This window comes from Streptococcus oralis, from assembly GCF_003943395.1.
In the GTDB taxonomy this organism is placed as follows: Bacteria; Bacillota; Bacilli; order Lactobacillales; family Streptococcaceae; genus Streptococcus; species Streptococcus oralis_BF.
The window spans coordinates 12,618-39,219 of sequence record NZ_RJPJ01000014.1 but is presented as its reverse complement, the minus strand read 5'-3'; the positions used below and the strand labels follow the sequence as shown (position 1 = coordinate 39,219).

30 protein-coding genes and 1 pseudogene are annotated in these 26,602 nt (G+C 41.6%); 1 reads left to right on the top strand and 30 read right to left on the bottom strand.

Translation table 11 applies throughout. From position 1 onward, the window contains the following. The 5 genes and pseudogenes from D8802_RS10395 to pbp2a form a co-directional block, all read right to left on the bottom strand. Positions 1 to 133, bottom strand: a pseudogene (locus tag D8802_RS10395) (sigma-70 family RNA polymerase sigma factor); the annotation flags it as partial. 119 nt (positions 134 to 252) lie between these two features. Next, on the bottom strand, positions 253 to 789 hold the full coding sequence (gene nusG / locus D8802_RS09575) for a transcription termination/antitermination protein NusG (protein WP_000376732.1): 537 nt from the start codon (positions 787 to 789) through the stop codon (positions 253 to 255). Positions 790 to 845: 56 nt separating this feature from the next. After that, positions 846 to 1,022, bottom strand: a complete 177-nt coding sequence (gene secE, locus D8802_RS09570) for a preprotein translocase subunit SecE (RefSeq protein ID WP_000505776.1) — start codon at positions 1,020 to 1,022, stop codon at positions 846 to 848. A 9-nt stretch (positions 1,023 to 1,031) separates the two neighbouring features. Continuing rightward, complete coding sequence (rpmG, locus tag D8802_RS09565; protein WP_001809375.1) at positions 1,032 to 1,184, bottom strand: 50S ribosomal protein L33; 153 nt, start codon at positions 1,182 to 1,184, stop codon at positions 1,032 to 1,034. Between the two features lie 52 nt (positions 1,185 to 1,236). Continuing rightward, on the bottom strand, positions 1,237 to 3,432 hold the full coding sequence (gene pbp2a / locus D8802_RS09560) for a penicillin-binding protein PBP2A (protein ID WP_125395676.1): 2,196 nt from the start codon (positions 3,430 to 3,432) through the stop codon (positions 1,237 to 1,239). An 86-nt stretch (positions 3,433 to 3,518) separates the two neighbouring features. On the opposite strand from pbp2a, the gene D8802_RS09555 reads away from it, so the two are divergent. Beyond that, the gene (locus D8802_RS09555) at positions 3,519 to 4,394 is read left to right on the top strand and encodes an RluA family pseudouridine synthase (RefSeq protein ID WP_125395675.1); all 876 of its coding nucleotides are present in this window, start codon (positions 3,519 to 3,521) and stop codon (positions 4,392 to 4,394) included. A 67-nt stretch (positions 4,395 to 4,461) separates the two neighbouring features. On the opposite strand, the gene gap is transcribed toward D8802_RS09555, so the two are convergent. The 25 genes from gap to nagA all read right to left on the bottom strand — a co-directional run bounded on the left by gap (position 4,462) and on the right by nagA (position 26,520). Continuing rightward, positions 4,462 to 5,469, bottom strand: coding sequence for a type I glyceraldehyde-3-phosphate dehydrogenase (gene gap / locus D8802_RS09550; protein WP_002893859.1), 1,008 nt, complete (start codon positions 5,467 to 5,469; stop codon positions 4,462 to 4,464). 177 nt (positions 5,470 to 5,646) lie between these two features. After that, on the bottom strand, positions 5,647 to 6,948 hold the full coding sequence (locus D8802_RS09545) for an ABC transporter permease (protein WP_185758225.1): 1,302 nt from the start codon (positions 6,946 to 6,948) through the stop codon (positions 5,647 to 5,649). Then, complete coding sequence (locus tag D8802_RS09540) at positions 6,917 to 7,600, bottom strand: ABC transporter ATP-binding protein (RefSeq protein WP_125395674.1); 684 nt, start codon at positions 7,598 to 7,600, stop codon at positions 6,917 to 6,919. Before D8802_RS09540 ends, D8802_RS09545 begins: the two co-directional genes overlap by 32 nt. 175 nt (positions 7,601 to 7,775) lie before the next feature. Then, on the bottom strand, positions 7,776 to 8,696 hold the full coding sequence (locus D8802_RS09535; protein ID WP_125395673.1) for a helix-turn-helix domain-containing protein: 921 nt from the start codon (positions 8,694 to 8,696) through the stop codon (positions 7,776 to 7,778). Positions 8,697 to 8,820: 124 nt separating this feature from the next. Further along, positions 8,821 to 11,472, bottom strand: coding sequence for a bifunctional acetaldehyde-CoA/alcohol dehydrogenase (gene adhE / locus D8802_RS09530; protein ID WP_125395672.1), 2,652 nt, complete (start codon positions 11,470 to 11,472; stop codon positions 8,821 to 8,823). Between the two features lie 295 nt (positions 11,473 to 11,767). Then, positions 11,768 to 12,181, bottom strand: coding sequence for an MORN repeat-containing protein (locus D8802_RS09525; protein WP_125395671.1), 414 nt, complete (start codon positions 12,179 to 12,181; stop codon positions 11,768 to 11,770). Then, a complete protein-coding gene (locus D8802_RS09520; RefSeq protein ID WP_125395670.1) occupies positions 12,168 to 12,611 on the bottom strand; it encodes a low molecular weight protein-tyrosine-phosphatase in 444 nt (147 codons plus the stop codon). The genes D8802_RS09525 and D8802_RS09520 overlap by 14 nt, the downstream gene beginning before the upstream one ends. A gap of 47 nt (positions 12,612 to 12,658) precedes the next feature. Next, positions 12,659 to 12,979: a preprotein translocase subunit YajC gene (gene yajC, locus D8802_RS09515; protein ID WP_125395678.1), complete on the bottom strand. Its 321-nt coding sequence runs from the start codon at positions 12,977 to 12,979 to the stop codon at positions 12,659 to 12,661. 128 nt (positions 12,980 to 13,107) lie between these two features. Then, positions 13,108 to 15,084 carry a transketolase gene (tkt, locus tag D8802_RS09510; protein ID WP_125395669.1) on the bottom strand — a complete coding sequence of 659 codons (1,977 nt, stop codon included), beginning with the start codon at positions 15,082 to 15,084 and terminating at the stop codon, positions 13,108 to 13,110. A gap of 117 nt (positions 15,085 to 15,201) precedes the next feature. After that, positions 15,202 to 15,825 carry a ribonuclease P gene (locus tag D8802_RS09505; protein ID WP_125395668.1) on the bottom strand — a complete coding sequence of 208 codons (624 nt, stop codon included), beginning with the start codon at positions 15,823 to 15,825 and terminating at the stop codon, positions 15,202 to 15,204. Positions 15,826 to 15,875: 50 nt separating this feature from the next. Then, a complete protein-coding gene (gene jag / locus D8802_RS09500) occupies positions 15,876 to 16,865 on the bottom strand; it encodes an RNA-binding cell elongation regulator Jag/EloR (protein WP_125395667.1) in 990 nt (329 codons plus the stop codon). 17 nt (positions 16,866 to 16,882) lie between these two features. Continuing rightward, the gene (locus tag D8802_RS09495) at positions 16,883 to 17,695 is read right to left on the bottom strand and encodes a YidC/Oxa1 family membrane protein insertase (protein ID WP_000728094.1); all 813 of its coding nucleotides are present in this window, start codon (positions 17,693 to 17,695) and stop codon (positions 16,883 to 16,885) included. Then, positions 17,670 to 18,041, bottom strand: coding sequence for a ribonuclease P protein component (gene rnpA / locus D8802_RS09490; protein WP_125395666.1), 372 nt, complete (start codon positions 18,039 to 18,041; stop codon positions 17,670 to 17,672). Before rnpA ends, D8802_RS09495 begins: the two co-directional genes overlap by 26 nt. Before the next feature lie 160 nt (positions 18,042 to 18,201). After that, positions 18,202 to 19,392 (bottom strand): acetate kinase, encoded by a 1,191-nt coding sequence (locus D8802_RS09485; RefSeq protein WP_125395665.1) that lies wholly within the window; start codon positions 19,390 to 19,392, stop codon positions 18,202 to 18,204. A 49-nt stretch (positions 19,393 to 19,441) separates the two neighbouring features. Next, positions 19,442 to 20,395, bottom strand: a complete 954-nt coding sequence (locus D8802_RS09480) for a class I SAM-dependent methyltransferase (protein ID WP_125395664.1) — start codon at positions 20,393 to 20,395, stop codon at positions 19,442 to 19,444. Between the two features lie 58 nt (positions 20,396 to 20,453). Further along, the gene (locus tag D8802_RS09475; RefSeq protein WP_125395663.1) at positions 20,454 to 21,044 is read right to left on the bottom strand and encodes a class I SAM-dependent methyltransferase; all 591 of its coding nucleotides are present in this window, start codon (positions 21,042 to 21,044) and stop codon (positions 20,454 to 20,456) included. Positions 21,045 to 21,076: 32 nt separating this feature from the next. Then, a complete protein-coding gene (comGG, locus tag D8802_RS09470) occupies positions 21,077 to 21,490 on the bottom strand; it encodes a competence type IV pilus minor pilin ComGG (protein ID WP_125395662.1) in 414 nt (137 codons plus the stop codon). Next, positions 21,468 to 21,929 carry a competence type IV pilus minor pilin ComGF gene (comGF, locus tag D8802_RS09465; protein ID WP_125395661.1) on the bottom strand — a complete coding sequence of 154 codons (462 nt, stop codon included), beginning with the start codon at positions 21,927 to 21,929 and terminating at the stop codon, positions 21,468 to 21,470. The genes comGG and comGF overlap by 23 nt, the downstream gene beginning before the upstream one ends. Next, positions 21,892 to 22,194, bottom strand: a complete 303-nt coding sequence (comGE, locus tag D8802_RS09460) for a competence type IV pilus minor pilin ComGE (RefSeq protein WP_125395660.1) — start codon at positions 22,192 to 22,194, stop codon at positions 21,892 to 21,894. The genes comGF and comGE overlap by 38 nt, the downstream gene beginning before the upstream one ends. Next, positions 22,157 to 22,591: a competence type IV pilus minor pilin ComGD gene (gene comGD / locus D8802_RS09455; RefSeq protein WP_125395659.1), complete on the bottom strand. Its 435-nt coding sequence runs from the start codon at positions 22,589 to 22,591 to the stop codon at positions 22,157 to 22,159. Before comGD ends, comGE begins: the two co-directional genes overlap by 38 nt. Continuing rightward, positions 22,554 to 22,877 (bottom strand): competence type IV pilus major pilin ComGC, encoded by a 324-nt coding sequence (gene comGC, locus D8802_RS09450; RefSeq protein WP_125395658.1) that lies wholly within the window; start codon positions 22,875 to 22,877, stop codon positions 22,554 to 22,556. The genes comGD and comGC overlap by 38 nt, the downstream gene beginning before the upstream one ends. A 1-nt stretch (position 22,878) precedes the next feature. Then, on the bottom strand, positions 22,879 to 23,895 hold the full coding sequence (comGB, locus tag D8802_RS09445; RefSeq protein ID WP_125395677.1) for a competence type IV pilus assembly protein ComGB: 1,017 nt from the start codon (positions 23,893 to 23,895) through the stop codon (positions 22,879 to 22,881). Further along, positions 23,843 to 24,784: a competence type IV pilus ATPase ComGA gene (comGA, locus tag D8802_RS09440; RefSeq protein WP_125395657.1), complete on the bottom strand. Its 942-nt coding sequence runs from the start codon at positions 24,782 to 24,784 to the stop codon at positions 23,843 to 23,845. Before comGA ends, comGB begins: the two co-directional genes overlap by 53 nt. A 70-nt stretch (positions 24,785 to 24,854) precedes the next feature. Continuing rightward, positions 24,855 to 25,220, bottom strand: a complete 366-nt coding sequence (locus D8802_RS09435) for a DUF1033 family protein (protein WP_125395656.1) — start codon at positions 25,218 to 25,220, stop codon at positions 24,855 to 24,857. A 148-nt stretch (positions 25,221 to 25,368) separates the two neighbouring features. Next, positions 25,369 to 26,520, bottom strand: coding sequence for an N-acetylglucosamine-6-phosphate deacetylase (gene nagA, locus D8802_RS09430; RefSeq protein ID WP_001134447.1), 1,152 nt, complete (start codon positions 26,518 to 26,520; stop codon positions 25,369 to 25,371). Positions 26,521 to 26,602 lie beyond the last annotated feature (82 nt).

Here is a 26,602-nt window from a genome sequence, read left to right as displayed (position 1 = left end):
GATTCACCAGCTCATACAGGCACAGCATCCCCTCCTGATCCCAGTCCTCTTTCTCCCACAGATGTAAATGGTATTCTTTGCGGCACTTATGGACAATCCCTTTGCTTTCTTCGTATAGTTCTTTCAGATTCATAGGCCTCTCCTTTCTGCATTTAGTTTAACAAAATGCGCGAGCCCCTGAGTCTACTTTCTCTATTCTATACTTCTTCCTCCCTCAACGGCACATAAAAAGAGAGGCACTGCCTCTCTGGGTTATAATTCTGCAATTTGGTTGAGATTTACTTCTGCAATCGTATCATTACCAAACATAGAGATAATCATCTTCACTTTGTTGTTATCAATTTCAGTAATTTTACCTGTATAGTCTGCAAAAGCGCCATCAATGATGCGGACTGTCTGGCCAACTTCAACGTCAATATCGAACTCTTGAACAGTTTGTCCCATTGAAACCAGAATATCACGGATTTCTTGTTCCAATAGTGGTGTTGGTTTTGATCTGTTCCCGTGTGACCCGACGAATCCTGTTACGTTAGGTGTATTTCGAACGACGAACCATGCTTCATCTGTCATGACCATTTCTACAAGGACATAACCCGGAAAGCGATTCTCTTCAACTTCCTTTTTCTTTCCATTTTTCTCAACTTGCACGGTTTGTGTTGGAATCTCAACGCGTAGAATATTATCCAACATGTTATATGTTTGCGCACGTTGCAATAGATTTTCTTTTACCTTATTTTCATAGCCAGAATAAGTTTGTAGAACAAACCATCCTTTGTCAAAACTATCCATGATATTTCCTTTCATACATAATAGAAGAAAGCCAGCAGAAGTCTTCCGCTTTTCTTCTAAAAAATGTTAATAAATCGAATCAAACCTGAAACAATCAACTGGTCAAAAATGTAAATGATAACCACAAAGAAGGCTGTGTATTCCATAATTGAGCGAAAATCTCTCCAGCTTTCTTTGCGAGTTGGCCAAGTTGTTTCTTTAAGAAGTTTAAAAATATCCTTAATAAAACCCATCGTTCTCTCCTATCTCGTTTCTCTATGTGTCGTATATTTTCCACAATGCTTACAAAATTTATTTACTTCTAGTCGTGTTGGCTTGGGGTTCCCACTAATTTTGATTGAGTAATTCCTTGAACCACAAACTGCACAAGCTAGGCTTGCTTTTTTTAGTGCCATAACGCCTCCATCTTATCTATTATAACAAGAAACCTAGGCTTTGACAAGCCTCTTAACGAAAGAGATTGACGAAAGAGTCCCAGATTGTCTGAGCTTTTTCTTTTATCTTTGCATCCGAAATCGCACGTCCCGCTTCATCTACAAGGTTTTGTGCACGACTACGAATATCTCCTATCGGGTCCTCAGACTGGTTTGTCTCATTTTCAACAACCTGCTTTTTCGTATTTTCTGGTTCAATACCATTTTGTTTATAGGCATTCTCCACTGTAAAGGTGCTACCTGGAGTGTAAGGCAAAATGGTATTAGCCATACTTCTAAAAACGTGGGCTGCTCCATTTGAGGTCGAACCTGCTAAATAATGATTCTCATCTGTTGTTGGGAAGCCGAGCCAGTGGCTGATGACCACATCCGGAGTATAACCAATCACCCACTGGTCACTGGTATATTCTGGATTGAAAACAGCTTCAGTCGTACCTGTTTTACCAGCCATAATGTAATCCGCTGGTGACGAACTAATTCCTGTACCATTGGTAAATGTTCCTAGCATCATACTGGTCATTTTATCAGCTACCGACTTATCAATCACTCGTTTTTGGGAGTTTTTATGACTCTTGATGACCTGACCGCTGGCATTTTCAATACGAGTGATGAAATGTGCTTCAGGCATTAAACCCCCATTAGCAAAGGCTGCATAGGCTTGCGCCATCTGGAGAGGATTCGTCTCCACACCTCCACCAAGGGCAACTCCGAGAACGCGGTCAACTTTCTCCATATTCAGACCAAATCTCGTTCCAGCTTCAAAAGCCTTATTGATCCCCAAATCATTTACAGTCGCAACCGCTGGTAGGTTGAGTGATTCTGCCAAGGCTTGATACATAGGTACTTCAGGAGAAGTTTTAATGCCAGCATAGTTGTCTACTTGATAACTGTCATACTGCATGGTGTGGTTGTCCAGTTGCTTGTTCAGAGCCCATCCAACTTCCACAGCTGGAGTGTAAACGACCAAAGGCTTAATCGTCGAGCCTGGGCTGCGTTTAGACTGAGTTGCATAGTTAAAATTACGGAAGCCTGATTTGTCATCACCAGCTACGCGACCAACAACTCCACGCACTCCACCCGTTTTAGGCTCTAGAGCAACACTACCTGATTCAGCATGCGTTCCATCTTCTGCCGTTGGAAATAGCGCAGTGTTTTCGTAAATAACCTGCATGTTTGCTTGATAGTTTTGGTCAAGTTCTGTATAGATTCGATAACCGTTGTTGACAATCTCTTCTTCTGTTAGATTATACTTAGAAACTGCTTCGTTGACAACCGCGTCAAAATAGGATGGGTAACGATAATCAGAAATCTTGCCTTCATACTTATCTTGCAGTTGAGAAGCCATATCTACTCCAGCCGCTTCGGTCTCTTGATTTTTATCAATATAGCCCGCCGCAACCATATTTTGTAATACAGTATCCCTGCGGTTAGTTGAATCTTCAATGGAATTCAAAGGATTATACAACTCTGGCCCCTTGAGCATCCCAGCTAGAGTTGCCGCTTGATCAAGGCTTAATTCCACAGCCGATACACCGAAATATTTCTTACTCGCATCCTCTACACCCCAGACCCCATTTCCAAAGTAGGCGTTATTGAGGTACATAGTAAGGATTTGCTCCTTACTGTATTTTTTTGTCAACTCCAAGGCGAGGAAAAACTCCTTGGCCTTCCGTTCAACGGTCTGGTCCTGAGAAAGGTAGGCATTTTTTGCCAACTGTTGAGTGATGGTGGACCCTCCTCCAGAACGCCCCGCTGTAAGGATGGCTAGAAAGAAACGACCGTAGTTAATCCCATCATTTTTATAAAAGGAACGGTCCTCTGTCGCGACGACAGCATTCTGCAAATCTTTACTGATATCTGCCAGTTCAACATAGGTTCCCTTTTGACCTGATAGGGCTCCTGCCTCTTTTTCTTCGCGGTCAAAAATTAGAGTTCGCGTTTTCAAGGCATTTTGCAAATCATTGACATTGGTCGACTTGGCTATCGCAAACAAGTAGGTTCCTACTAGCAAACCTGCACTTAACCCTAAAATGATGACGATCTTTGTCAGATGGTAACGACGCCAAAATTTCCGAATCGGGCCTACTTGGGACAATTTTTTTCTGTCGCTCCGTGAACGACGCATGCTAGTCGAATCAGACTCCGCCGATTCATTCGTTTCTTTTTTAAAGAGAGAAAGGAACTTCTCAAATAATTTATCTAATTTCATGCGTTTATTTTATCATCTTCACCATAGGAACTCAAGAATTTAGCTATTCCCTATCCAAATAGGGCTTTTTTTGTTACAATATCTGTATGCAATTCACATTTACATTACCCGAATCCTTGCCTCAAATGACGGTCAAACAATTTCTAGAGGAACAACTCCTCATCCCTAGAAAAATCCGCCATTTTTTGAGAATAAAGAAGAATATCTTAATTAATCACGAAGAAGTTCACTGGAACGAGATGGTCAAACCAGGGGATGTTTGCCAGTTGACTTTCGACGAGGAAGATTATCCCAAAAAGGAAATTCTTTGGGGCAATCCAGACCTCGTTCAAGAAGTTTATCAAGACCAACATCTCATTATCGTCAACAAACCCGAGGGCATGAAAACCCACGGTAACCAGCCAAACGAAATCGCCCTTCTCAATCATGTCAGCGCCTACGTCGGCCAAACTTGTTATGTCGTTCATCGCCTTGATATGGAAACAAGCGGTTTAGTACTTTTCGCTAAAAATCCTTTTATCCTCCCCATTCTCAATCGTTTGTTGGAGAAAAAGGAAATTGCTCGCGAGTACTGGGCACTTGTAGAAGGACGAGTAGAGAGTAAAGAACTTGTCTTTCGAGATAAAATTGGCCGTGATCGACACGATCGCAGAAAACGAGTGGTAGATCCCAAAAATGGGCAATATGCTGAAACGCATATCAGTCGATTAAAGCAATTTCCAAATAAGACTTCTCTAGTTCGTTGCAAACTAAAGACCGGTCGAACGCATCAGATTCGTGTTCACCTCTCTCATCACAAGCATCCTATCCTAGGCGATCCTCTCTATAACTCTAGATCAAAAGCAAGCCGGCTGATGCTCCATGCCTTCCGACTATCCTTTACCCATCCACTCACCTTAGAAAAATTGAGTTTCACTGCCCTCTCGGATACTTTTGAAACAGAATTAAAACAAAATGGATGACACTATCATCCATTTTTATATATAGAAAAAGCAAGACCACGTGGCCTTGCTTTTATCGACTCAAGAATTATTTAGCGATTTTTGCGAAGTATTCAAGAGTACGTACAAGTTGTGCAGTGTATGACATTTCGTTGTCGTACCATGATACAACTTTAACCAATTGTTTACCGTCAACGTCAAGAACTTTAGTTTGAGTTGCGTCAAACAATGAACCGTAAGACATACCTACGATATCTGAAGATACGATTGGATCTTCTGTGTAACCGTATGATTCGTTAGCTGCTGCTTTCATAGCTGCGTTTACTTCATCAACAGTAACGTTCTTTTCAAGAACTGCTACCAATTCAGTAACTGATCCAGTTGGAGTTGGAACACGTTGTGCAGATCCGTCAAGTTTACCGTTCAATTCTGGGATTACAAGACCGATAGCTTTAGCAGCACCAGTTGAGTTAGGAACGATGTTTGCAGCACCAGCGCGAGCACGGCGAAGGTCACCACCACGGTGTGGTCCGTCAAGGATCATTTGGTCACCAGTGTAAGCGTGGATAGTAGTCATCAATCCTTCTACAACACCGAAGTTGTCTTGAAGAGCTTTAGCCATTGGAGCCAAGCAGTTTGTAGTACATGAAGCACCTGAGATAACTGTTTCAGTACCGTCAAGAACGTCGTGGTTAGTGTTGAATACAACTGTTTTAACGTCGTTTCCACCAGGAGCAGTGATAACAACTTTCTTAGCTCCACCTTTAAGGTGTTTTTCAGCTGCATCTTTCTTAGCAAAGAAACCAGTTGCTTCAAGAACGATTTCTACACCGTCAGTAGCCCAGTCGATTTGTTCTGGATCACGTTCAGCAGAAACTTTAACGAATTTACCGTTAACTTCGAATCCACCTTCTTTAACTTCTACAGTACCGTCGAAACGACCTTGAGTTGTGTCGTATTTCAACAAGTGAGCAAGCATAACTGGATCTGTAAGGTCGTTGATGCGAGTAACTTCAACACCTTCTACGTTTTGGATACGGCGGAAAGCAAGACGACCGATACGGCCGAAACCGTTAATACCAACTTTAACTACCATTAGTGATTTCCTCCTTATGAAAATCATGAAATTTTTATTGTGAAAAGAGTAACTTGAATCACTACAAATCACCTTTCAACGAACCTATTATATAACTATTTGAGCTTAATTGCAAGTGCTGACCTTGATTTTCTATGTCAGTTTCTTTTTGATAGGATGCCACTGTAGTTTCTTTCTCTACTCATAGCGTAAGGATTCCACTGGATCCATTTTGCTAATCTTACGTGCTGGGAAGAAGGCAGAAATATAGCCAAGAAACAAAGCAAAAATGAATGTCCCTAAAATAGAGAGAAGATTTAATTCAAAAACTTTAGAGATTGATGGATAGAAATGGTGAACAATAACATTCGCTAGACTGCCTATCCCTTGAGCAATGATGAAAGCTATAAACAAGGCAATTCCTACAATCCAAAGAGCTTCGTAGATAAAGATTCCTTTCACATCTCTATTTTGATAGCCAACGGCCTTCATGACACCGATTTCCTTAGAACGTTGCATGATATTGATATAAATGATAATGCCTATCATAACTGCTGCCACCACAATCGCTTGTGAAGAAAGCACAATCAGTAATCCCTGGATGACACGAATAAAGGTAATCACAATATCAAGAACAGCCTGTTGAGAGAGAACTGTATACTTCTTATTTTTCTGCAATTCTTCTGTTACTGTTTTCGTACGAGATGGGTCTTTAAGCTCCAAAATAAAATAGGATACGGCCTTTGTGAATTCAGCTTCTTTTAAAATCGTTTCCATCTGCTTGGGAGCCATAAAACTATTACTATCTTCTGTATCATCTTCGTCATTGATGACACGCACAATATGAGTCTGAAAACCTGCCAACTTGCTACCTTCAGCAGCATTTTCTACAATGCTTGCCGAGACTGGTTTGCCAATCACATCACTAGCTGTCAGATTGTTCCCGGTTTGTTCATTCCAATTTTTGAGTAAACTCATCGGAATCGTCAATCCCTGCTCGTTAACATCCGTATAAAGAGAGCCTGCTAGCACTTTTTCTTTTTCATTGCTAGTAACAGAAATACTTGCATCTTCGTACAAACTCACGACCTGAGCATAAGAAGGCAGGGCTTGGCTAAAATCCACTTCGTGTCCGTCTATGCTAATCTTTGACATGGTCATGCCAAAAGGACTCTCTAGATATTTAATATTTTCTTTCCCAATCGTATCTGTGATGTAGTTCTTATCATCTTGGTTCAGAAAACCTCTTCCAGCAACACTGGAATTCAGTGCAATCTGAACTTGGGAAGGAAGCTTGCCTCCGTTGGTATTTTCATCAATCATCGAAATCAAGGCATTCCCTAGACCAAAAGAAATCAACACGCCTACAAAACCAATCGAGGTTGCTACTGCAATCAACAAGTTACGCCACTTTCTTTCCATAAAGTTACTTAAAGAAAGCTTGAATTTGTTTTTAAAGGACAATCCTTTATTTTTTGACTTCTTCAACGACTTCACCATCCTTCATTTTGACAATCACATCTGCATACTCAGTAACCTCCGGGTTATGAGTAACAATCAGTACAGTTTTCCCAGCTTGGGCCAAATTTTTGAACACTTCCAAAACCATCTCCTGAGATTGAGAATCGAGCGATCCAGTTGGTTCATCAGCTACAATCATATCTGGTTGATTGACCAAAGCACGTGCAATGGCTACACGTTGCTTTTGCCCACCAGAAAGCTGTTTTACATTCTTAGCCATAAAAGGCTCCATCCCTAGACTATGAAGTTGCTCCTGAGCGATCCTTGTCATTTCTTTATCCGATAAATCTTTGACATAGAGAGGTAACTTGACATTATCTAGAACCGATTGATGGGGGATGAGATTGAAGTTTTGAAAGACAAACCCAATGTTGTCTTTGCGAAATTGAGTCAATTCAATCTCCGATAGTTCTCTGAGAGATTCCCCTTTAAAATCTAAAACTCCCTCGTACTCCCTATCTAAACCGCTGATAATATTTAATAGACTGGTTTTTCCACAGCCTGACGGACCATAAATCGCCGTGATTTCCCCTTCTGCAATCTGTAGATTAATATTTCTTAGAGCCTGCTCTTTATGTTTGCCGTCCAAAGCGTAAAATTTTGAAATATTTTTCATGGATAAAATAGACATTATAATCTCCTTTAATCACTTGTGTTATCGTGTACCGATACAAACTAAAATAAACAATGCTAATATAAAATAATCTAACAGAATCAGATTCAAAAAAATTCCTTCTTTTTTCGAATCCATTGTAACAAAAAAGCGACATTTCCCCAATGACAGAAATGTCACTCCTATAAACCCTTTAACGATATCTTTCTAGATCCTCGGCCCATTCATTATCTAAACTAACGAGTAACTGCTCATTGCCAAACATTCTCGCCATCATTTTTGCTTCTTCATACTTGTGTTTGGCCGTTTCATAATCCGTCTGAATATAATATTTCCACTCAAGCATCAAGACAATCGGTTGTTTTTGAAAATCTCGTGTTTTTTGCCCTATTTTATTTAAGGTCTCGACTGCCCTCTTAAAATAATGAAGCAACCCCATAATCTCTATACAAGTTAAAGAAGCTAACAAGGAGTCTCTAAGTAAGTCCAAACAATCGAACTCTATCTTATCAACCTGAGAACTTAATTTGTCATGAAAATAAAGAATATTCTCATGCTCAGACTTTTTTATCTCACCCTCGTTTAAACCATCCATTAACTTACATACAAAATACAGCCTCAATTTCAATAAATCCTCAGCCTTATATACATCTCTGGATAGTAAATCTTGTAAACCATTTTCAAGCACACTATCACCATACAAGGAATTACCAGTCGCTCTCACTGCATCTATAGCTTGAAGACAATCCACTAGCACTTTCTCATCATGTGGCAAATCATCATAAAAATATTCAAAAATCTCATAAAAATATTCTTCCTTTCGTTCCTGCAACTCTTTGTCTCCATAGTCAGGATGATGAAGAAGAAAGTATTTTAATTCTTGGTAACGCTTGGGTAATTCCTTGTAGTCTGGCATCAAGACATAGGATGGAATGCCTAGCCTATCTGCAATGTATTCTAGTGTTTTTATCGTAGGACGAAATTCTCCTTTTTCAATGCGGACCAACTGACGGACTGATAATTCAGACTCATCCCCGCAAAAGACTGGACGACTAAGCCCTTTCTCCTCTCTAAGAAGACGTACCTTCTCTCCTAGTTCATTCACTTGTCCCATATCTTCCTCACAATGTCATAAAAATATTTGATATTCAAATAAATATATGCGCTTATTATATCATTTTTCAAAAAAATGTACAAAAAAGAGACAGGATTTCTCCTGTCTCTAGGCTGATAAACGATTATTTACGACGTCCTGGACGTTCTGCATAACCATAGTAAGCATCTGCCATGATTTCTTCCATGTCAGCTACCATTGGCAAGCGTGGGTTAGCAGGTGAACATTGATCTTCATAAGCAAGCAAGGCGATTTCATGCAAGCTGTCTTTCCAAACTTTTTCATCGATTCCTTGATCCTTGAAGTTCATCTTGATACCTACTGCAACACCAAGTTCGTAAACAGCTTTAGCGTATGCTTCAACTGCTTCTTCTGGAGTTGAGTGAGGCAAGCCAAGCATTTTCGCGATGTCTTGGAATTTCTCATCAGCTTTCCAGTAGTTGTATTTAGGCCATGTAGTCGTCTTAGATGGACGAGTTCCGTTGTAACGGATAACGTATGGAAGCAAGATTGCGTTTGTACGTCCGTGAACAGTGTGGTGAACACCACCGATCTTGTGGGCCATTGAGTGGCTCATACCAAGGAAGGCATTGGCGAAGGCCATACCAGCCATTGTAGATGCATTATGCATTTTTTCACGAGCTTCTGGATCAGCTGTCTTAACAGATTTTTCCAACCATTCAAAGACAAGTTTGATTGTTTGAAGGGCGATACCGTCTGTGTAGTCGTTAGCAAAGTTTGAAGTGTAGGCTTCAGTCGCGTGAGTCAAGACGTCCATACCTGTATCAGCAGCGATGAAGTCTGGAACTGACTCAACCAAAGCAGGGTCAACAATGGCAATAGTTGGTGTCAATGAGTAGTCAGCCAATGGGTATTTACGATTGTTTTTCTTATCAGAGATAACAGCAAATGGTGTTACTTCTGAACCTGTACCTGAAGTTGTTGGGATACCGATGTACTTCGCTTTCTTACCAAGTGATGGGAAGCGGAAGGCACGTTTACGGATATCCATGAATTTTTGAACCAAGTCACGGAAGTCGATTTCTGGTTGTTCGTAGAAGAGCCACATTACTTTCGCTGCGTCCATTGGAGAACCACCACCAAGAGCGATAATTGTATCTGGTTCAAATGCTTTCATCACTTCAGCACCACGCTCTACAGTTGTGATGTCTGGATCTGGTTCAACATCTGAGAAGACTTGGATCGTTACACGGTTGTTACGTGCGTTCAATTGATCAATAACACGTTGAACAAAGCCAAGTTTTTCGATAGATTTGTCTGTAACGATCATAACGCGTTCAATATCTTCACAAGTTTGAAGGTATTGGATAGAATTGCGTTCGAAGTAAATTTTTGAAGGAACTTTAAACCACTGCATATTATTTCTACGTTTCCCTACTTTCTTGATGTTTAGAAGGTTGATCGCACTCACATTATCACCGACTGAGTTGTGTCCATATGAACCACATCCAAGTGTCAATGATGGAATGAAGGCATTGTATACGTCACCGATACCACCGAAAGTAGATGGAGAGTTCCAGATAATACGCATTGCTTTGATTTCTGTACCAAAGCGTTTAGCAAGAGCTTCATCTTTTGTATGGATAGCTGCTGAGTGACCAAGTCCGTTAAACTCAACCATTTGACGAGCTTTTGTAAGACCGTCTTCTGTATCTTCAGCTTTTAGGACAGCGATAACTGGTGACAATTTTTCACGAGTCAATGGTTCTTTTGGTCCTACTTCTGCACATTCTGCAGCCAAGATGTTTGTTCCTTCTGGAACGCTGAATCCTGCTTGTTCTGCAATCCATGCTGCTGGTTTACCAACGATGTTTGCATTTAGTTTAGCGCCTGCACAGTTCTTGCTGTTGGCTTTCACACCGAAACAGAATTCTTCAAGAAGGGCTTTTTCTTTTTTGTTTACAAAGTAAGTGTGGTATGATTTGAATTCTTCTACAAATTCATCATAGACTTCTTTATCAATGATAACCGCTTGCTCTGATGCACAGACCATACCATTGTCAAATGATTTAGACATGACGATATCATGAGCAGCTTGACGGAGGTCAGCAGATTTTTCTACATAAGCAGGAACGTTTCCGGCACCTACCCCAAGAGCTGGTTTCCCACATGAGTAAGCTGCCTTAACCATAGCATTACCACCAGTTGCAAGGATAGTTGCAACACCTTCGTGGTTCATAAGCGCTCCAGTTGCTTCCATAGATGGTTCTGTAATCCATTGAACACAGTTTTCAGGTGCTCCAGCTGCGATAGCTGCATCACGAACGATTTGTGCTGCGTGAGCAGAAGATTCTTGAGCTGATGGGTGGAAAGCAAACACGATTGGATTACGTGTTTTCAAAGCAATGAGTGACTTGAAAATAGCTGTTGATGTTGGGTTCGTTGTTGGAGTGACACCACACACTACACCGACAGGTTCTGCAATTTTAGTCAAGCCTGTAACTGGATCATCTTCGATCACGCCAACTGTTTTAACTCCACGCATATTGTTCACTACGTGTTCGCAAGCAAATAGATTTTTCGTTGCCTTGTCTTCAAATACTCCACGACCAGTTTCTTCAACTGCGTGTTGAGCAAGAATTCCGTGCGCATCAAGAGCTGCAACTGAAGCTTTCGCTACGATATAGTCAACTTGTTCTTGGTTCAACTTGCGCATTTCATCAAGCGCAACCAAGGCTTTTTTCACTAACCCGTCGACATGCTTTTCAGCAGCGAGTTGTTTTTCCTCAGGTGTTAACGTTTTTTTATCAGCCATATTGTCCTCCATAGCCTTCAAGGATTTAATCCTTTGTTAATTTTTTCACAAGTTTATTATAACTCTTTTTTTATGCTTTGTAAACAGTTTCATAAGCATTTCACAAAGAATTTTTCTGAGATTGTGATTTTTTTCTCAATATAGCTATGCAATAGAGTTTTATCTGGACGATTGTGAAATTATGGAGAAAATTTTTTTATTTCACAAAGTTTTTCTAGTTGATAGTTATTTATCGAATCCAAACGCAGAAAGCGTTTTCTTTTTATTTTTCGACAATAGCCCCCTGATTAGGAGGCTATTGTTTTTGTTGAAAGACGCCTTGTTTAAAGGTTCCATCATAGACAACTTCTTGCTCTGTTGTCAATTTCCCTTGTCCTTCGGCCTGGCCATTTACAAAATCACCTTCATATTTCCAACCAGATTTGGACTGGAAGATTCCTTTACCATTGAAGGCCCCATTGTTGAACGCTCCTGTATATTGGTCCCCATTTTCAAAGGTCATGGTACCCTGACCATTCATCTTTCCTCTTACCAAGGTGCCATCATAAACAAGGGCACCACCATCAAGTGTCAGGACACCCTTTTTAGGTGTATTTAGTAGAAAAACTGACACGGCACAGATAACGATTAGAAGGACAGTTGCAATCTCTATACGTGGGCGAGTTAGATAAACTCGATATTTTTCGAAGATTTCTTTAAGCTTTTCCATTATCACTCTCATTTTCTAAACGCTCTAGCCAGCTTTGGCATCCACTTGTGATGCGAGCATAGGTTTCCTCAAAATCTCCTGTGTACCATGGATCTGGAACACTTTCAGACGCAAAAGGGTAGATTTTGTGCTGTAGTTCCTGAGGACACATTTGACGCAGATCTGAAACGTTTGAAGCATCCATACCGATAATGTAATCAAACGATTCAAAGTCCTCTCTGCCAATCTGAAGCGATGTTTTGTCTTTGTCATAGGGAATCTGATACTGCTGGAAAATTCCTTGCGTTCCCTTATGAATCGGATTGCCATGTTCCCATGATGACGTTGCCCGACTCTCAACTTGATAATCGCTCGTCATGGATTTCATCACAAACTCTGCCATAGGGCTACGGCAGATATTTCCTAGGCACACAAATACTATTTTTTTCATCCCTTTTCCTCTCATCTCATAGAAAAACGGGAGTGACAGGTCCCGTTTTATTCTTCGATTACTCCGCTTTCGTCGATAACTGCTCCTTCTGGTGTCACAGCTTCTTTGAGTGGCAAAACGCTCTTAATTGCAGTCAATTCGAAAGTCAAATAAACGCCATCTACATCCAGTACGATTGTTTTCTTCTCAGTATCTACTTCATCAACTGTTCCGTAAAGGCCACCGATTGTAATCACTTCATAGCCTTTTTGAAGCTTGTTCAAGCTTTCCATACGCTTTTGTGCTTGTTTCTTTTGAGAACGTTGCATAAAGAACATCAAGGCAAACATACCTACAAGCATGATCACAAATGTTAAATTTGGACTAATATTTTCCATAGTATTTTCTCCTTTGTATTTTACATAGGACTACTATATCAAATTTCAGCTACTTTTACAAGGTTGTACCTTGTTTTTATGGTTATAAAAAATCAGAGTTTCCACTCTGATTTTTGTGATTATTTCAAGTTTTGAACGACTTTGACTAGATTTTCAACTGTAAATCCGTACTCTGCCAATACTTTTGGTGCTGGAGCAGATGCTCCGAAGGTATCAATACCGAGAACTGCACCATCAAGACCAACATATTTGTACCAGTTTTGAGTTGCACCCATTTCGACTGCAACACGACGGCGAACTGCATTTGGAAGGATTTCTTCCTTATAAGCTGCATCTTGTGCGTCAAAGACATCTGTTGATGGCATGCTAACTACACGGACTTTTGCACCTTGGCTAGCCAATTCTTTGGCAGCTGCGACCGCCAAATTTACCTCTGAACCTGTTGCAATCAAGATCGTATCAAAGTCTGCTGCATTTTCATAGACAACATAGGCACCTTTCGCAACTTTGTCAAAGTCTGTCCCCTCTTCGACAGTCAAGTTTTGACGTGTCAAGACAAGGGCAGTTGGTGTGTTTTCGCTTGTCACGGCAAGGTACCAAGCCGCTTGAGTTTCACGCGCATCTGCTGGACGGAAAACATTCAGATTTGGCATAGCACGAAGACCTGCTAAGTGTTCAACTGGTTCGTGAGTTGGACCATCTTCACCAACTGCGATTGAATCGTGAGTAAAGACATAAGTCACAGGAAGTCCTTGCAAGGCTGATAAGCGGACAGCTGCCTTCACATAGTCAGAAAAGACGAAGAAAGTACCACCGTACACACGAAGCCCACCGTGAAGGGCCATCCCGTTCAAGATCGTTCCCATTGCAAATTCACGAACACCAAACTGAATATTGCGGTTCAAGCGATTAGCATCATCTTGAAGTCCGTCAGTCTTGATATAAGTCATGTTTGAGTGAGCGAGGTCAGCTGATCCACCTAGGAAGGTTGGCAACTTAGCAGCTACAACGTTTAAAGCATCCTGGCTCGAGTTACGAGTAGCTTGAGAAAAGCCGTTTTCTAAGGCTGGGAAGTCTGCTGGAGTCACTTTAACTGGATCACGGCCGTCGATGATGGCTTCTACTTCTGCAGCCAGTTCTGGATGAGCTTCTTTATAGTCAGCAACTAATTTAGTCCAAGCTTGATAAGCTGATGCGCCACGGTCTGCAACATTTTCTTTGAAATCAGCATAAACTCCAGCTGGAATTTCAAATGGTTCATAGTCCCAGCCGAGCGCTTGGCGAGTCGCTGCAGTTTCATCTGCTCCAAGAGGAGCACCGTGTACGGCATTAGTTCCTTGTTTGTTTGGAGAACCGTATCCAATCACAGTCTTCACTTCAATCAAAGATGGTTTTCCTGAAGCTTTAGCTGCTTCGATAGCCGTATGGATAGCTTCCAAGTCTGGTCCATCTTCTACCAAGTCTGTATGCCAGCCGTAGGCTTTGTAGCGATCACGAACACTTTCAGTGAAGGAATCCTTTGTCTCACCATCCAAGTTGATGTCATTTGAATCATAAAGAACAACCAACTTGTCAAGTTTTTGCAAGCCTGCGTATGAAGCCGCTTCGCTTGAAACACCTTCCATCAAATCTCCGTCTCCACAGATAACGTAAGTATAGTGATCAAAGATATTGAAGCCTTCGCGGTTATATTTGGCCGCAAGGAAACGTTCTGCTTGGGCAAAACCAGTAGCAGTAGAAACCCCTTGTCCTAGAGGACCAGTTGTAGCGTCAACCCCTGCAGTGTGGCCAAATTCTGGGTGACCAGGTGTTTTGGAACCCCATTGGCGGAAGTTCTTGACTTCATCCATGCTAACATCTTCAAAACCAGAAAGGTGAAGAAGGGCATAAAGAAGCATAGATCCGTGTCCTGCTGAAAGAATAAAACGGTCGCGGTTGATCCAGTTTGGTTGTGCTGGATTGATACGAAGTTGCTTTGTAAAGAGGCTATAGGCCATTGGAGCAGCCCCCATAACCACCCCTGGGTGACCTGAGTTGGCTTTGTTGATAGCGTCAATACCTAGAAAACGAATTGCATTAACAGATAGATTTGACATAGAATTTCCTTTCTCTTTGAGGTGATTAATGAATCACACATTCTATTTTACTATTATATGAAAAAATGCATAGAATAGCAATAAAACAATTTGCGTTCATCTAACACATGTGATTTTCTATCCCCTCGTCACCTCATAGTAAGGCAACAAGCGTGTAAAAGCGTCTTCTAGCTTCTCCAATATCGCTTCTACTGACTGATTTTCAATGAAGGAAACATCTGACTTGAGCAAAACTTTACGAATTTCCTGACTTCTCACCTTCTCGCGTAAAGTACGACGGCTCTCCTCAGTAGCCTCCACCTTATGACTTTCCCCATTTGAGTAGACTAGATAATAAATTCCTTCTACCACTGGAAGTTCTAAAACCTTGGCTTGCTTGTCTAAAGTCTGCTCGTCTTTCTTACGCTCGATGAAACTGACTTCCAAAGAAATCCCAAAGTCAGCAGGTGTTCCATACAAACGAAGAGCCATCATAGGTTCTGTCACCTCCCCCTCTCTCTGTAAATAAACCCAGAAATGTGGTCGCAAGCGTTGCGCTTGGTTCATCCACTGACTGGTCTGTTGCAGTTGCCATTCTGGATGCTTTTCTTGGAAGGCCTTGGCTAGGTTCGTAAAAGCCTTGCGAGCCTCCTGCCCTTTGTGGCGCAACGCCAGCATCTTCTCTCGCTCATCTCCAGCCTTATCTGGATGACGATATTGGATACCTGCATAAGATAGATAGTTCTTGATTGCTTCCATCATCTGTTTCTTCTCCCTTTTCTAACAAAAAATCAGGACAAGCCTGATTTTGTTTATTCCGTATCTACGACAACATAGCGATTTGGCTCGTCACCTTCAGAATAACTCGTCACGCCATCCATGCGTGAAATAATGCGATGGATAATCTTGCGTTCGCTATTTGACATTGGATCTGTTTGTTGGCTACGTCCTTCCTCTAATGCACGAATCGCCAATTTTTGAGCGTAGGTTTGCAAGACTTCTGCCCGGTGTTCAACGTAATCATTGACGTTGATTGTGATATAAAAAGTTCTTGAATAACGATTGTAGAGGTAGTTTTGCGCCAAAAGCTGAAGTGCTTTCAATACTTTTCCGTGGTAGCCGATAATACGACCTGGTTCATTTGTGTCAATTTGAAGATTAATCGTGCGACGATTGTAGTCGCTTGAAATCGTCCCTTCAACATCCATATCGTCCACAATGGTTTGAACATAGTTAGCCACTTGAGTTGCTACTTGTTCGATGTCATAACTCGGCTCCACCTTCAAACCTAGATCTTCCAAAGACTGGCTTTCTACCGATTCTGACATAGATACAAATTCTTCACACTTTGCTGGGTCTTCCACTCCAGTATCTCCGGTCTGCAATTCATTTAAAATCGCGATGTGACCTGTTTCTTCTAAGATCGTGCTAGCATGTTTCTCATTTTTCAAGATTTCAGCCTTGACTTCGTCAGAAACACCCTGACCTTCCTCTTCTATTTTTTTAATCGCCTCAACAACATGACCAAGATCAACTGTAGCCTCTGTTACTGTCTTAACAGGTTCGTTTTGTTCATTGATTTCTTTCGGAACACCTTTTACAGCTTGTTGATTGGCCTTAATCACAGTCGTCTCACTAATCGCCTCAATATCAACTTGAGCTGGTTTTTTCCCAAATAAGCCTAAAAAACCTTTCTTCTCTTTGGACACGACCTTGATGTGAGTCTTCATTCTCGGAATACCTAACTCTTTCAATCCTTTCTGGATTGCTTCTTCAACAGTTGAACCTGTAAATAATACCATTATCAGATTCCTCCTTATTATTTCGTTTTCTGAGCCTTTTTCTTGGCTTTTCTTTTTCTATTTTCCAAATCTTTTTTAGCCTGTACTTCCGCCTCACGCGCTGCAATAATCTTAAAAGGATTATTTAAGAAGTAGGTTTGCAAAACTTGATAAGCATTGGATACTGCCCAGTACAAGGCTACGCCACTAGGTGAAGAGATGGCAAAGATAAAGATCAGTACAGGCATCCCGTACATCATCCCTGTCATAGCTCCACTTCTTTCAGGTAAAGCCTTATTCGATAACCAGCTACTTAAGAAGGTAAAGACTGCTGCCAAAATCGGAAGGATAAAGCTTGTGTCTACTCCCCCAAGGTTCACCCACAAAAAATGCCCTGTTTTCAAAAAGTCCACTCGAGTCAAGGCTTGGAAGAGAGCCAAGAGAACCGGCATTTGAATCAAAATCGGCCAGAGAGAAGAAGAGTGTTTGACCCCTAATTCTTTATAGACCTTCCGCATCTCCTGATCCAGCTTGGTTCTACTTTCCATATCACGACCCGGATATTGTTCTTGCAGAGCCTTGATGCGTGGTTGAGCCTCTTGCATTTTTCTAGAGGCCACCATCTGAGTCTGAAAGACTGGCAATAGAATCGTACGAATCAGGATCGTAAAGAGGATAATCCCCACTCCGATACTAATGTCAAAGGACAAAAAGCGGATGATTTCAGCAAAAAAATAGACAAATTTACTCCATATATCTGTAGAATCTGCTGCAACATCGCTCGTCCCACAGGCTGTCATGACAAATAAGGACAAGCCCAGCAAACTAATCAACTGTAGTTTCTTTTTCACTCCTAATTCCTTCCCGGTAAATCTTTGATAACTTTAATACGTGGAGTAGATTTTTCTCCATTTCTGCATAATCCAAGCCTTCAACCCCTTTTCGAGCAATTACGACAAAATCAACGTTATCAGCTAACTGCTCCCTTACACTTAGCAAAATGTGTCGAATCCGTCTTTTAATTTGATTTCTAGTGACTGCATTCCCTAATTTCTTACTGACGGACAGCCCTACTCGAAAATGACTTTTCTGATTCTCCAATTGGTAGACAACAAATTTTCGATTGGCAAAACTTGTTCCATCCGTGAAAATAGCCTTAAAATCTTTCTCTTTTTTTACACGAAAGTTTTTCTTCAAAACTCAACTCCATCTATTAAATTACTACTATTATACCATAAATTTCAAAAAAGCCAATAATGACAAGGTTTTAGACTGTTTCAACAATAAAAAGTTGGGAAATTTTATCTCCCAACTCCTTTTTTATTGTCTCTTACCTTGTAATTTTATTCAGATCATCTTATTTTTTCAAGCGTTCAACGTCACGAGCGATGACCAATTCTTCATCAGTCGGGATGACTAAGACACGAACTTTAGCCGCATCAGTTGAAATATCTCCTGTAGCGCCAAAGACATTCTTTTCAGGATCCACATCACAGCCAAACCAAGAAATGCCTTCAATAACCATCTGACGAATCGTTACAGAATTTTCTCCAATTCCAGCTGTAAAGATAATGGCATCTGCACCGTTCAAAACTGCCAAATACTGACCAATATACTTTTGGATACGATCCACAAAAATCTCATTTGCCAGCTGCGCTTTCTCGTCACCCGCACGCATAGCTTCGTGAATATCACGCATATCGCTTGATCTCTCAGAAACACCCAAAAGTCCTGACTCACGATTGAGAATTCGACTGATATCCTCTGGTGTATTAAAGTCATCTGTATGTTGCATTAAATAGGGAATAATTGCCGGATCAATATCACCTGTACGAGTACCCATCATAATACCACCAAGTGGAGTGAAGCCCATGGATGTATCAACAGACTGACCGCCTTTGACTGCTGTAATAGAACCACCATTTCCAATATGACAAGTAATCAATTTCAATTCTTCTAGGGGGCGACCTAAAATTTTAGCTGCTTCTCCTGCTACAAACTGATGACTTGTCCCGTGGGCTCCATACTTGCGAACTTTATTTTCAGTGTAGTATTTGTTTGGAAGAGGGTAGCGATATGCTTTCTCTGGCATGGTTGTATGGAATGATGTATCAAAAACAACAACGCTGGTAATATCTGGAAGCAACTCCTTGAAGGCACGAATTCCTGCTGCGTTGGCTGGGTTGTGAAGAGGAGCCAAAAGTCCCAACTCTTCAACCTTTTCCAAAACATCTCCCTCAACAACTGTTGATTCCTTGAAATATTCACCACCTGCAACGACGCGGTGCCCGACACCAGTAATTTCATCATAACCTTTGATGATGTCAAAACGAATCAAATCATCCAACAAGATTTTAACTGCTTGTGTGTGGTCGTCAATATCAAGAATTTGTTGTTCAGAACGTCCGTCAAATTTTACAGTTGAAATAGAGTCCTTCAAACCGATGCGTTCAATCAAGCCTTTCGCCAATACTACTTCTTCTGGCATTTGATAGAGTTGCCATTTCAAACTTGAGCTTCCTGCATTGATTGCAATTGTTTTAGTCATAACATGATACCTCTTTTAAGCGTTTTCATCCATTATAACAAATTTTTGCTTAATTTTCAGTACCTTGACTCCATTTTTGAAAATTTTCTTTGAATTTCAATAGTGCAGCTGGATCTTGCAAACTTTCTAGCGGATAGACAAAAGGTTGCAGTTCCTGCTCGGTTTTCTTTTGTAAGATAAAAATACTCTTAGCCTGACTAACCGTTGAAAAAATATCCTCTGGCAGAGCGATGATAGCAGCCAGACTCACTTCATCTTTGAGCCAGCCTTTTAATAAATCACTTTGAGGACTAGTCAACAAGTCGCTCGGAGCCAGAAAAATAGCGTATCCATCTGACTTGAGGTACTTGAGGCCTTGCTCCATCAGCAAATGATGGGCATAGGTATGTTCTTGGCTAGAAGCCACTTGATAGCGTGAAGCGATTGCATCGTCTGGGTAATAGCCAACAGGCAAGTCGCTAATGACCACATCGCTTTCTTTAAGCATTTGCGGACGAACGGCATCGCCTTGAACAAAACCTGCCTGCAGACCAATCACATCTGCCATGCTAGCCGCCAAATCAATCAGCAAGTCATCCACTTCGATTCCTAAGTAATCCACTTTTTTAGCAAGAGATGTCAAGAAAGTAGCCCCCAAAATTCCCATACCAGAACCTATTTCGAGGATACTAATTTCCTCTTGATCAAGCAATTCTTCCACAACAAGTACCAAGAGGAGGGCAATGGCATCTGGTGTAAACTGGTGATTGGCCTGCAAAGGCTCCGTTTGTCCTGCCTTCATCAAGAGAAACTGGTAGGTCTTGAGCCACTCTTCCTTGCGGAGTGCTAAGCGCTTGAGGGCTTGATTGTTCTCTTTGACCTGTTCTAGCTCAGTCTCGCCATCCAGATAGATGCTATTTTGCTCTACCAAGGCGTCATAAAAGTTGGTCGCCAAATCACTTTGGATGACTTGGACATTCTCTAGTAAATACGTATAAGCTTGTTCTATTTTTTCAAAATCCATATTCCTATCTTATCAAAATTCCCCTATTTTTTCCATCTGAAGAGAAAAAATCACTGCTTTAGTCAGCGAGTGATTTTTGGGCTACTGTTAAAAAGAGTTCTGAGTAATTTCCGAGGAAAAGACCTTCAGCACTATAGAGAATCTGACTGTCAATGCTTGAAAAACCAAACTGGGCGAGCCTGGTTTCCAGTTCAGCTAAATCAAAACCATGGTGATTGGTATCTGTCTTGACAAAATCAGCAATGAGGACCTGTCCATTCTCCCTAAGATGATAGTGAAACATGGCAAGAGTCGCATCTAGATCAGGCATATGATGAAGAACCCGACTGACAACAATCAGGTCAAATTGCTGCTCCAAGGGACTTACTAGTAAATCCTGCTCTAAGAGTTGAAGATTCCTGATTTCTTGCTGATATGCTTTCAAACGGGCTTGCTCCAGCATTTTCTCCGAAATGTCCACAAGGGTAACCGACCTGGCCTGCTTGGCTAGGGGTATGGCTAATAGACCCGTCCCACCACCGAAATCCAGTATTTCCTTGTCTGATAGAAGATCAATCTGTGCTTCAACTGCTTGACAAACCAAGTTTGCAAGAAAGATATTTTTGGGCGAATCAAAGGTTTCTGCTTTGTGATTAAAATCGTGTTTCATGCTTTTAGTTTAACACAAAGAAGTTGAATTGCCTAGGAATTGCCTTTTTTATCTGCCTTATCTTCTGTTACTTTCTGATTTGGTTCTTGACTTGAATCAGTCGCTACCTGTTGCTTTTTATCCGTTTTCTTTTCCTTGGGTTTCATCGAAGGAAAGAGAAATTCATAGTTGCCCTTATTCATACGAATACTTGTTGCAAAACCTGTTTTCGTATTGTGATACGTGACTTTTCCTAAGTTAAAGACTCGTTCACCACTTTCTTGCTCAGCCTTATCTTTACTTCGCTTGGCCATAGCAAAAGCGACCAACTTTTCTTTATTTAAGGCAAAGTCTTTGTGATGGGCAACTTGTCGATTCAAATAAAACTGCAACAAAAGGCTAAAAATGGCTGCTATGGTGACTGCGTATAGGAGAACTCCTGCCTTAACTTTTTGCTTTTTCCACACGATAGATGAATTCCCTTTCTAAGCCTTTTTGAAATTGGAAACGAAAGCGAACCAGTTGATTTTCCTCTGTGATTTGTGCTGATTTGAGGCCATAAACCATTGGTTGGTAACCTCGTCCACTGCTATCGGTTTTCCGAAAGTCGTCTGATTTAGACTTGCCTATCGCAATATCCTTGCCATCTTGCTTCACATAGAGACGATTGCCTGCCACCTTTTCAAACTGCGAACGCTCTAACTCCGCCTCCAGCTGATCCACAAACAAGAGCCACTCCTTTTGCTCGCTCTGTTGCTGGTAACGAACTTCTGAAATGAGGAGCTGACTCATGGCTTGAAAGAGGAGCAAGCCTCCACTGATGACGATAAGGGCAATCAGAGATTCTAAAAGAGTGAAAGCTCTTACCTTACTGCTCTTTAAGGTCGAGTAACTTCTCTGAACCATGGTAGACCTCCAATCCTTTTTCACTAGCAAAGACCTGAATCTCCACTCCATTTATGTTTACCTGATTTTGACCTGTCTGCAGAGCCATCTTAGCTACACGTAAGACTTCTTCCTTTTGTAAGATTTCTGCCTCTTCCTGCCTATTTTTCTGAATTTGTCCCAAGAGGAGGGTCGCAATACTGGCAAACACAGCCAAAGCTACTACTGCTTCTAGCAAGATTACTGCCTTAATTTTTTGTTTCCTTAATGCGTTTAATTTTCCCATTTCCTAGATATAATTGATAGCGAATCGCTCCTTTGCTGGTCTGAAATTCAACCTTAGCCAGGGACGAATTGCCCCCAGCTCGGTCAAATATAATGCTTTGTCCTGATGGCGCCTGAATTCCTTTAGGAACGGTCAAGTTTTGATTACCATTGTTGATTGTCTGCCCATCTAAGTTCAAGCTGGTCTTTTGCTGACTCGCAACACTGCGTTTTTGGGTTTCGCGATATAGTTCTTCAAACTCCATAAAGAAAATCTGCTCCTCTACCGCCGCAAAAGTAGACTGGACAGAACCAGACAAGCCCAAGGCAATGATACTCACAAGTCCCAAAACCAAGAGACTTTCCAGCATGGTAAAGGCCTTAATCTGCAACAGTTTGACTTGTTTTTTGTTTTGCATGGTATTCTTTATAAGCCTTGGCTTGCTCTGCTGTGATGCGACCGTCTGCCTGTAATTTGCTTAGGCTAGCATCTTCATTCTTGTCCAGACTATAGAGTTCTGCCTGACTTTCCACCACCTTAACAACAGCAGCTTTTCCTTTGTCATTCACTGCATCCTTTTGCTTGGTCAAATTAGGCACAAAGAGCAAGAGGAGTACGCTGATAATTAAAAGGACAATCAACATTTCCACGAGAGTAAAGGCTTTCGCCTTGGCTTTTTTCAAATTTGTCATAAGTTTTTTCATTCTAAAAATTTACCTCCATATTTTGATACATGGGCATGAGCATTGCCGCATAAAGTAAAACGATAATCAGGGCCACAAAGATAAAGACCAGTGGCTGCACCAAATTCATGGTGCGGTTGACTCGGGTAAAAAAGGCTTCCCAAGTCTTTTCTGCATAGATTTCCAACTCATTCCCCAGCTTGGATTTGACTTCTCCATACTCGATGATGAGACTTAACTCCCTCTTAAAGAATGGATAAGTCGCTATAGTCTGAGAAAATTCCTGACCATTTTGCAGGGCTTGAGCTAGATCTTGACCAATTTCTTTAAAAAGCTGGGAACCTTGTTCCTTCATCATCTGAAAGATCTGCGTCAGCTCCATTCCCTGCGAAATCATATTGCCCCATTCACGCGCATAATAAGCTGTCAGATAGGTTTGGACAAAGATTCCTAAGAAGGGAATCCGTGCTAGCATCGAAAAGACCCACATCTTGGAACTTCTTTTGTAGAAAGTGAGAGCTAAAAGTAGGGACAGAGAGCAAACCAACACTAGTCCCAGAAAAATTTGTGGCAGATTGCCGATGATTTGGGTGGCGATATTGCTACTGTCCAGTTGGGGGAGTAGATAGTTTCTCAACCCCATCATGATTAGCAGGAGAAATCCCAGCAAAATCAAAGGATAAGTCGCCACTTCAATTAACTTTTTCTTGACCTTGGCTAAATTATCCAGATATTCTTCTATCTTTCCCAAACTCAGATGAAGATTCCCGTGCACCTCAGCTAGGGATAATTGGGTCACAATAGCACTTGAAAAGCCCAAGCTGTTCATCATTTCTGAGAAAGATTTCCCCTGAGACAGGCCCTGGTGCATCTGGGCCACATAGTCCTTTTCCAGCAAGGCGCTTCTCCCCAAGAAAGAAATAATTTCCACCAAATGAAAGCCACTGGAAAAAAGGTTGTTAAACAGGGTGATGATTTTCTTCTGCTTAGCTGTAGCTAATTTTTTCCGTTTCAGCCCGAAGACTTGTGATATGTCCATCTTTAAGAAGCTGGTCAATCTGCGCATTCCAGCTGGTTGGCTGGTGTTCTTGAAAGTCTTTGTTTGCAAAGTCAACGATTCCTCCTCCCCCGATTAATCTCTGGTAGCAGACTCCTTGCAGGACAACTGCTAGTTCCTCCTCCGTCACACCCAACTCCAGAAGGCGTTCATAAACTCCTCGGATACTCTTGGCATGAATGGTTGAAAAGACTGTCGCACCTGTCAAACTAGCTCTGACCACTGCACGCGCTGTCTCGCTATCCCGAATTTCACCAATAATCAAGAGGTCCGGACGATGCCGGAGAGACAGTTTGATCAGATTTTCATAGGTCAAACCAATCGCTTCATTCAACTGCAATTGGAGCATGTCTTCCTGCTTGATCTCGACAGGATCTTCGATAGACATAACCTGCTGCCCCTTAAACAGAGACTTGGCTAGTTCGTGCATCAAGGTCGTCTTGCCACTTCCGACTGGACCTGCAAAGAGATAGAGACCCCTTTGTCTGTATTGCTTGCCCAGTTCTCCAATATCCTGAAACCAGAAATGCAGGTCCTGCTCCTCATCGTGCAACAAACGAATAACCAAACTCTCATGTCCCCGATAATCTCCTACGGTAGACAAACGCAGAGAAGACACCTTCTCCCCATGCTGATAGTCGCAAGATCCCAGCTGATTACGTCTCTTCTCTCCTACGTTCATACCCGCCACAAATTTAAAATGACTAATCACAGCAGCTAAAACATCAAACTCATAGGAGTCAACTAGACACCGTTCGTCTCCAACCCGCATGTGAAGCTCGTAGGACTTTTCCTTGGGGATAAAATAGATATCCTGAGCCTTCTTTTCTTTCGCAGCAGCAATAATTTTCTGTGCAATTTCTTGTACCATACCGCCCTCCTTATCTAACTATTCGCAAAAAATTGAAAAAAATAAAAAGCAACTTTTAAAAGTTGCTTTTTTATCTCAATTTCATGCGGCAAGAACGGTGCTTTTCTTGACCTGTTTGTTTTTCGTAGCCTGGACGTAGCTTTTCATCGGGGATGACTTGCTCATCCTGTAAAAGAGCCAAAGAATGATACTGCTGCAAATACTCATCGCACTCATCACACCAGCGTTGGTCGGCAGGATCCCAAAAAATAGTCATCAAATCGCTCCGACTCTTATAAAGAGGATTCTTCTTTTCCAGCTCAAACCAGCATGATTTATAATATTTTAGAGCATCATAGTACTTGTTAAAAGAGCGACTCATAATGACATCTTTTTCCCAACCTTCTATGAACCACCACGGTTCAAAGTCCCCATACATTTCTATAACACGATACATTTTCACTACTTCCTTTGTACCGTATATTATAACGAATTTTCTAGAACAATGAAAGGATTTTGCTTCATTATAGAACAGGCCTCTAGCTTTCTGAAGATACCTCTGAATAGAAAAGCAAAGGCTGAGTCATCACAGCCTCTGCTTTTTATTATGCTTGATAACGTTTCACACCATCTAGGTAGGTTGCTACCAATTCCAAATCTTTATCTAGTACGATAAAGTCAGCGTCATAACCCTCGCGGATTTGACCACAGACATCGTCAATGTGAACAGATTTTGCTGGGTTGAGGCTGGCCATCATGACTGCTTCATGCGGATTCGCAATGCCCCATTCGACCACATTCTTCAAACCATCTTTGAGTTTGAGAATAGAACCCGCTAAGTTGCCTGTCGATTTGAGGCGTGCAGTTCCATTGGCAACCACTACTGGGAATTCTCCCAACATGTAGTCACCGTCTTCCAAGCCACCAGCTGTCATACAGTCTGTGATAAGGGCGATATTTTCTGTTCCCTTTTGTTTGAGCAAAATATCACAGGCCTTTGGATCTACGTGGTGACCGTCACAAATCAATTCTGCATAAGTATGTGGCAATTCATACATGGCTCCCACCATACCGAGCTCACGGTGAGTCAACCCACGCATTCCATTGTAGGCATGTACCCAAACACTTGCTCCAGCATCGACTGCTTTTTTAGCTTCATCAAAAGTCGCATTGGAGTGCCCAAGAGCAACAGTCACTCCTTCACCCGTAACCGTACGTACAAAGTCTTCTACACCTTCACGTTCTGGCGCAAGGGCAATTTTATTGAGCAAGCCATTTGCTGCTTTTTGCCAAGCACGAAACTCATCCATACGAGGATCTTTCATGTAAGCAGGGTTTTGAGCTCCCTTGTATTTCTCTGTGAAATAAGGCCCTTCAAAATAGATTCCACGAATCTTGGCTCCACTTGCTTCCTGGTAACGAGCACCGATATTTTCAGTTACCGCAAGCAACTGCTCGTAAGAGGAAGTCAACGTCGTTGGCAAGAAACTGGTAACACCCGTGCTAAGCAATCCTTCACTCATGGTATGAAGGGTTCCTTCGATGTTATTGTCCATGACATCGACACCACCAAATCCATGAATGTGGGTATCCACAAGTCCTGGGGCAATGCTATAACCGGTATAGTCAATCACCTCAGCTCCTTCAGGAATCTGTTCTACATGTTTGCCAAACTTGCCATCCACAAGTTCCAAGTAACCGCCACGACGGACTCCGTGTGGGTAGAAAAACTGATCCGCTTTAATATAATTAGGCATAATGATAACCTCCTTGATAGATTGATTCTAGAATTTATTATGTCAATTACATTATAAACCTTTCTTTTTCATTTGTAAATGG

What these genes read in the sequence shown, in the direction of transcription:
- nusG (WP_000376732.1), bottom strand. Translation starts at nt 789, where the DNA reads ATGGATAGTTTTGACAAAGGATGGTTTGTTCTACAAACTTATTCTGGC.
- secE (WP_000505776.1), bottom strand. Translation starts at nt 1,022, where the DNA reads ATGGGTTTTATTAAGGATATTTTTAAACTTCTTAAAGAAACAACTTGG.
- rpmG (WP_001809375.1), bottom strand. Translation starts at nt 1,184, where the DNA reads ATGGCACTAAAAAAAGCAAGCCTAGCTTGTGCAGTTTGTGGTTCAAGG.
- pbp2a (WP_125395676.1), bottom strand. Translation starts at nt 3,432, where the DNA reads ATGAAATTAGATAAATTATTTGAGAAGTTCCTTTCTCTCTTTAAAAAA.
- D8802_RS09555 (WP_125395675.1), top strand. Translation starts at nt 3,519, where the DNA reads ATGCAATTCACATTTACATTACCCGAATCCTTGCCTCAAATGACGGTC.
- gap (WP_002893859.1), bottom strand. Translation starts at nt 5,469, where the DNA reads ATGGTAGTTAAAGTTGGTATTAACGGTTTCGGCCGTATCGGTCGTCTT.
- D8802_RS09545 (WP_185758225.1), bottom strand. Translation starts at nt 6,948, where the DNA reads ATGGTGAAGTCGTTGAAGAAGTCAAAAAATAAAGGATTGTCCTTTAAA.
- D8802_RS09540 (WP_125395674.1), bottom strand. Translation starts at nt 7,600, where the DNA reads ATGTCTATTTTATCCATGAAAAATATTTCAAAATTTTACGCTTTGGAC.
- D8802_RS09535 (WP_125395673.1), bottom strand. Translation starts at nt 8,696, where the DNA reads ATGGGACAAGTGAATGAACTAGGAGAGAAGGTACGTCTTCTTAGAGAG.
- adhE (WP_125395672.1), bottom strand. Translation starts at nt 11,472, where the DNA reads ATGGCTGATAAAAAAACGTTAACACCTGAGGAAAAACAACTCGCTGCT.
- D8802_RS09525 (WP_125395671.1), bottom strand. Translation starts at nt 12,181, where the DNA reads ATGGAAAAGCTTAAAGAAATCTTCGAAAAATATCGAGTTTATCTAACT.
- D8802_RS09520 (WP_125395670.1), bottom strand. Translation starts at nt 12,611, where the DNA reads ATGAAAAAAATAGTATTTGTGTGCCTAGGAAATATCTGCCGTAGCCCT.
- tkt (WP_125395669.1), bottom strand. Translation starts at nt 15,084, where the DNA reads ATGTCAAATCTATCTGTTAATGCAATTCGTTTTCTAGGTATTGACGCT.
- D8802_RS09505 (WP_125395668.1), bottom strand. Translation starts at nt 15,825, where the DNA reads ATGATGGAAGCAATCAAGAACTATCTATCTTATGCAGGTATCCAATAT.
- jag (WP_125395667.1), bottom strand. Translation starts at nt 16,865, where the DNA reads ATGGTATTATTTACAGGTTCAACTGTTGAAGAAGCAATCCAGAAAGGA.
- D8802_RS09485 (WP_125395665.1), bottom strand. Translation starts at nt 19,392, where the DNA reads ATGACTAAAACAATTGCAATCAATGCAGGAAGCTCAAGTTTGAAATGG.
- D8802_RS09480 (WP_125395664.1), bottom strand. Translation starts at nt 20,395, where the DNA reads ATGGATTTTGAAAAAATAGAACAAGCTTATACGTATTTACTAGAGAAT.
- D8802_RS09475 (WP_125395663.1), bottom strand. Translation starts at nt 21,044, where the DNA reads ATGAAACACGATTTTAATCACAAAGCAGAAACCTTTGATTCGCCCAAA.
- comGF (WP_125395661.1), bottom strand. Translation starts at nt 21,929, where the DNA reads ATGGTTCAGAGAAGTTACTCGACCTTAAAGAGCAGTAAGGTAAGAGCT.
- comGE (WP_125395660.1), bottom strand. Translation starts at nt 22,194, where the DNA reads ATGGGAAAATTAAACGCATTAAGGAAACAAAAAATTAAGGCAGTAATC.
- comGD (WP_125395659.1), bottom strand. Translation starts at nt 22,591, where the DNA reads ATGCAAAACAAAAAACAAGTCAAACTGTTGCAGATTAAGGCCTTTACC.
- comGC (WP_125395658.1), bottom strand. Translation starts at nt 22,877, where the DNA reads ATGAAAAAACTTATGACAAATTTGAAAAAAGCCAAGGCGAAAGCCTTT.
- comGB (WP_125395677.1), bottom strand. Translation starts at nt 23,895, where the DNA reads ATGGACATATCACAAGTCTTCGGGCTGAAACGGAAAAAATTAGCTACA.
- comGA (WP_125395657.1), bottom strand. Translation starts at nt 24,784, where the DNA reads ATGGTACAAGAAATTGCACAGAAAATTATTGCTGCTGCGAAAGAAAAG.
- D8802_RS09435 (WP_125395656.1), bottom strand. Translation starts at nt 25,220, where the DNA reads ATGTATCGTGTTATAGAAATGTATGGGGACTTTGAACCGTGGTGGTTC.
- nagA (WP_001134447.1), bottom strand. Translation starts at nt 26,520, where the DNA reads ATGCCTAATTATATTAAAGCGGATCAGTTTTTCTACCCACACGGAGTC.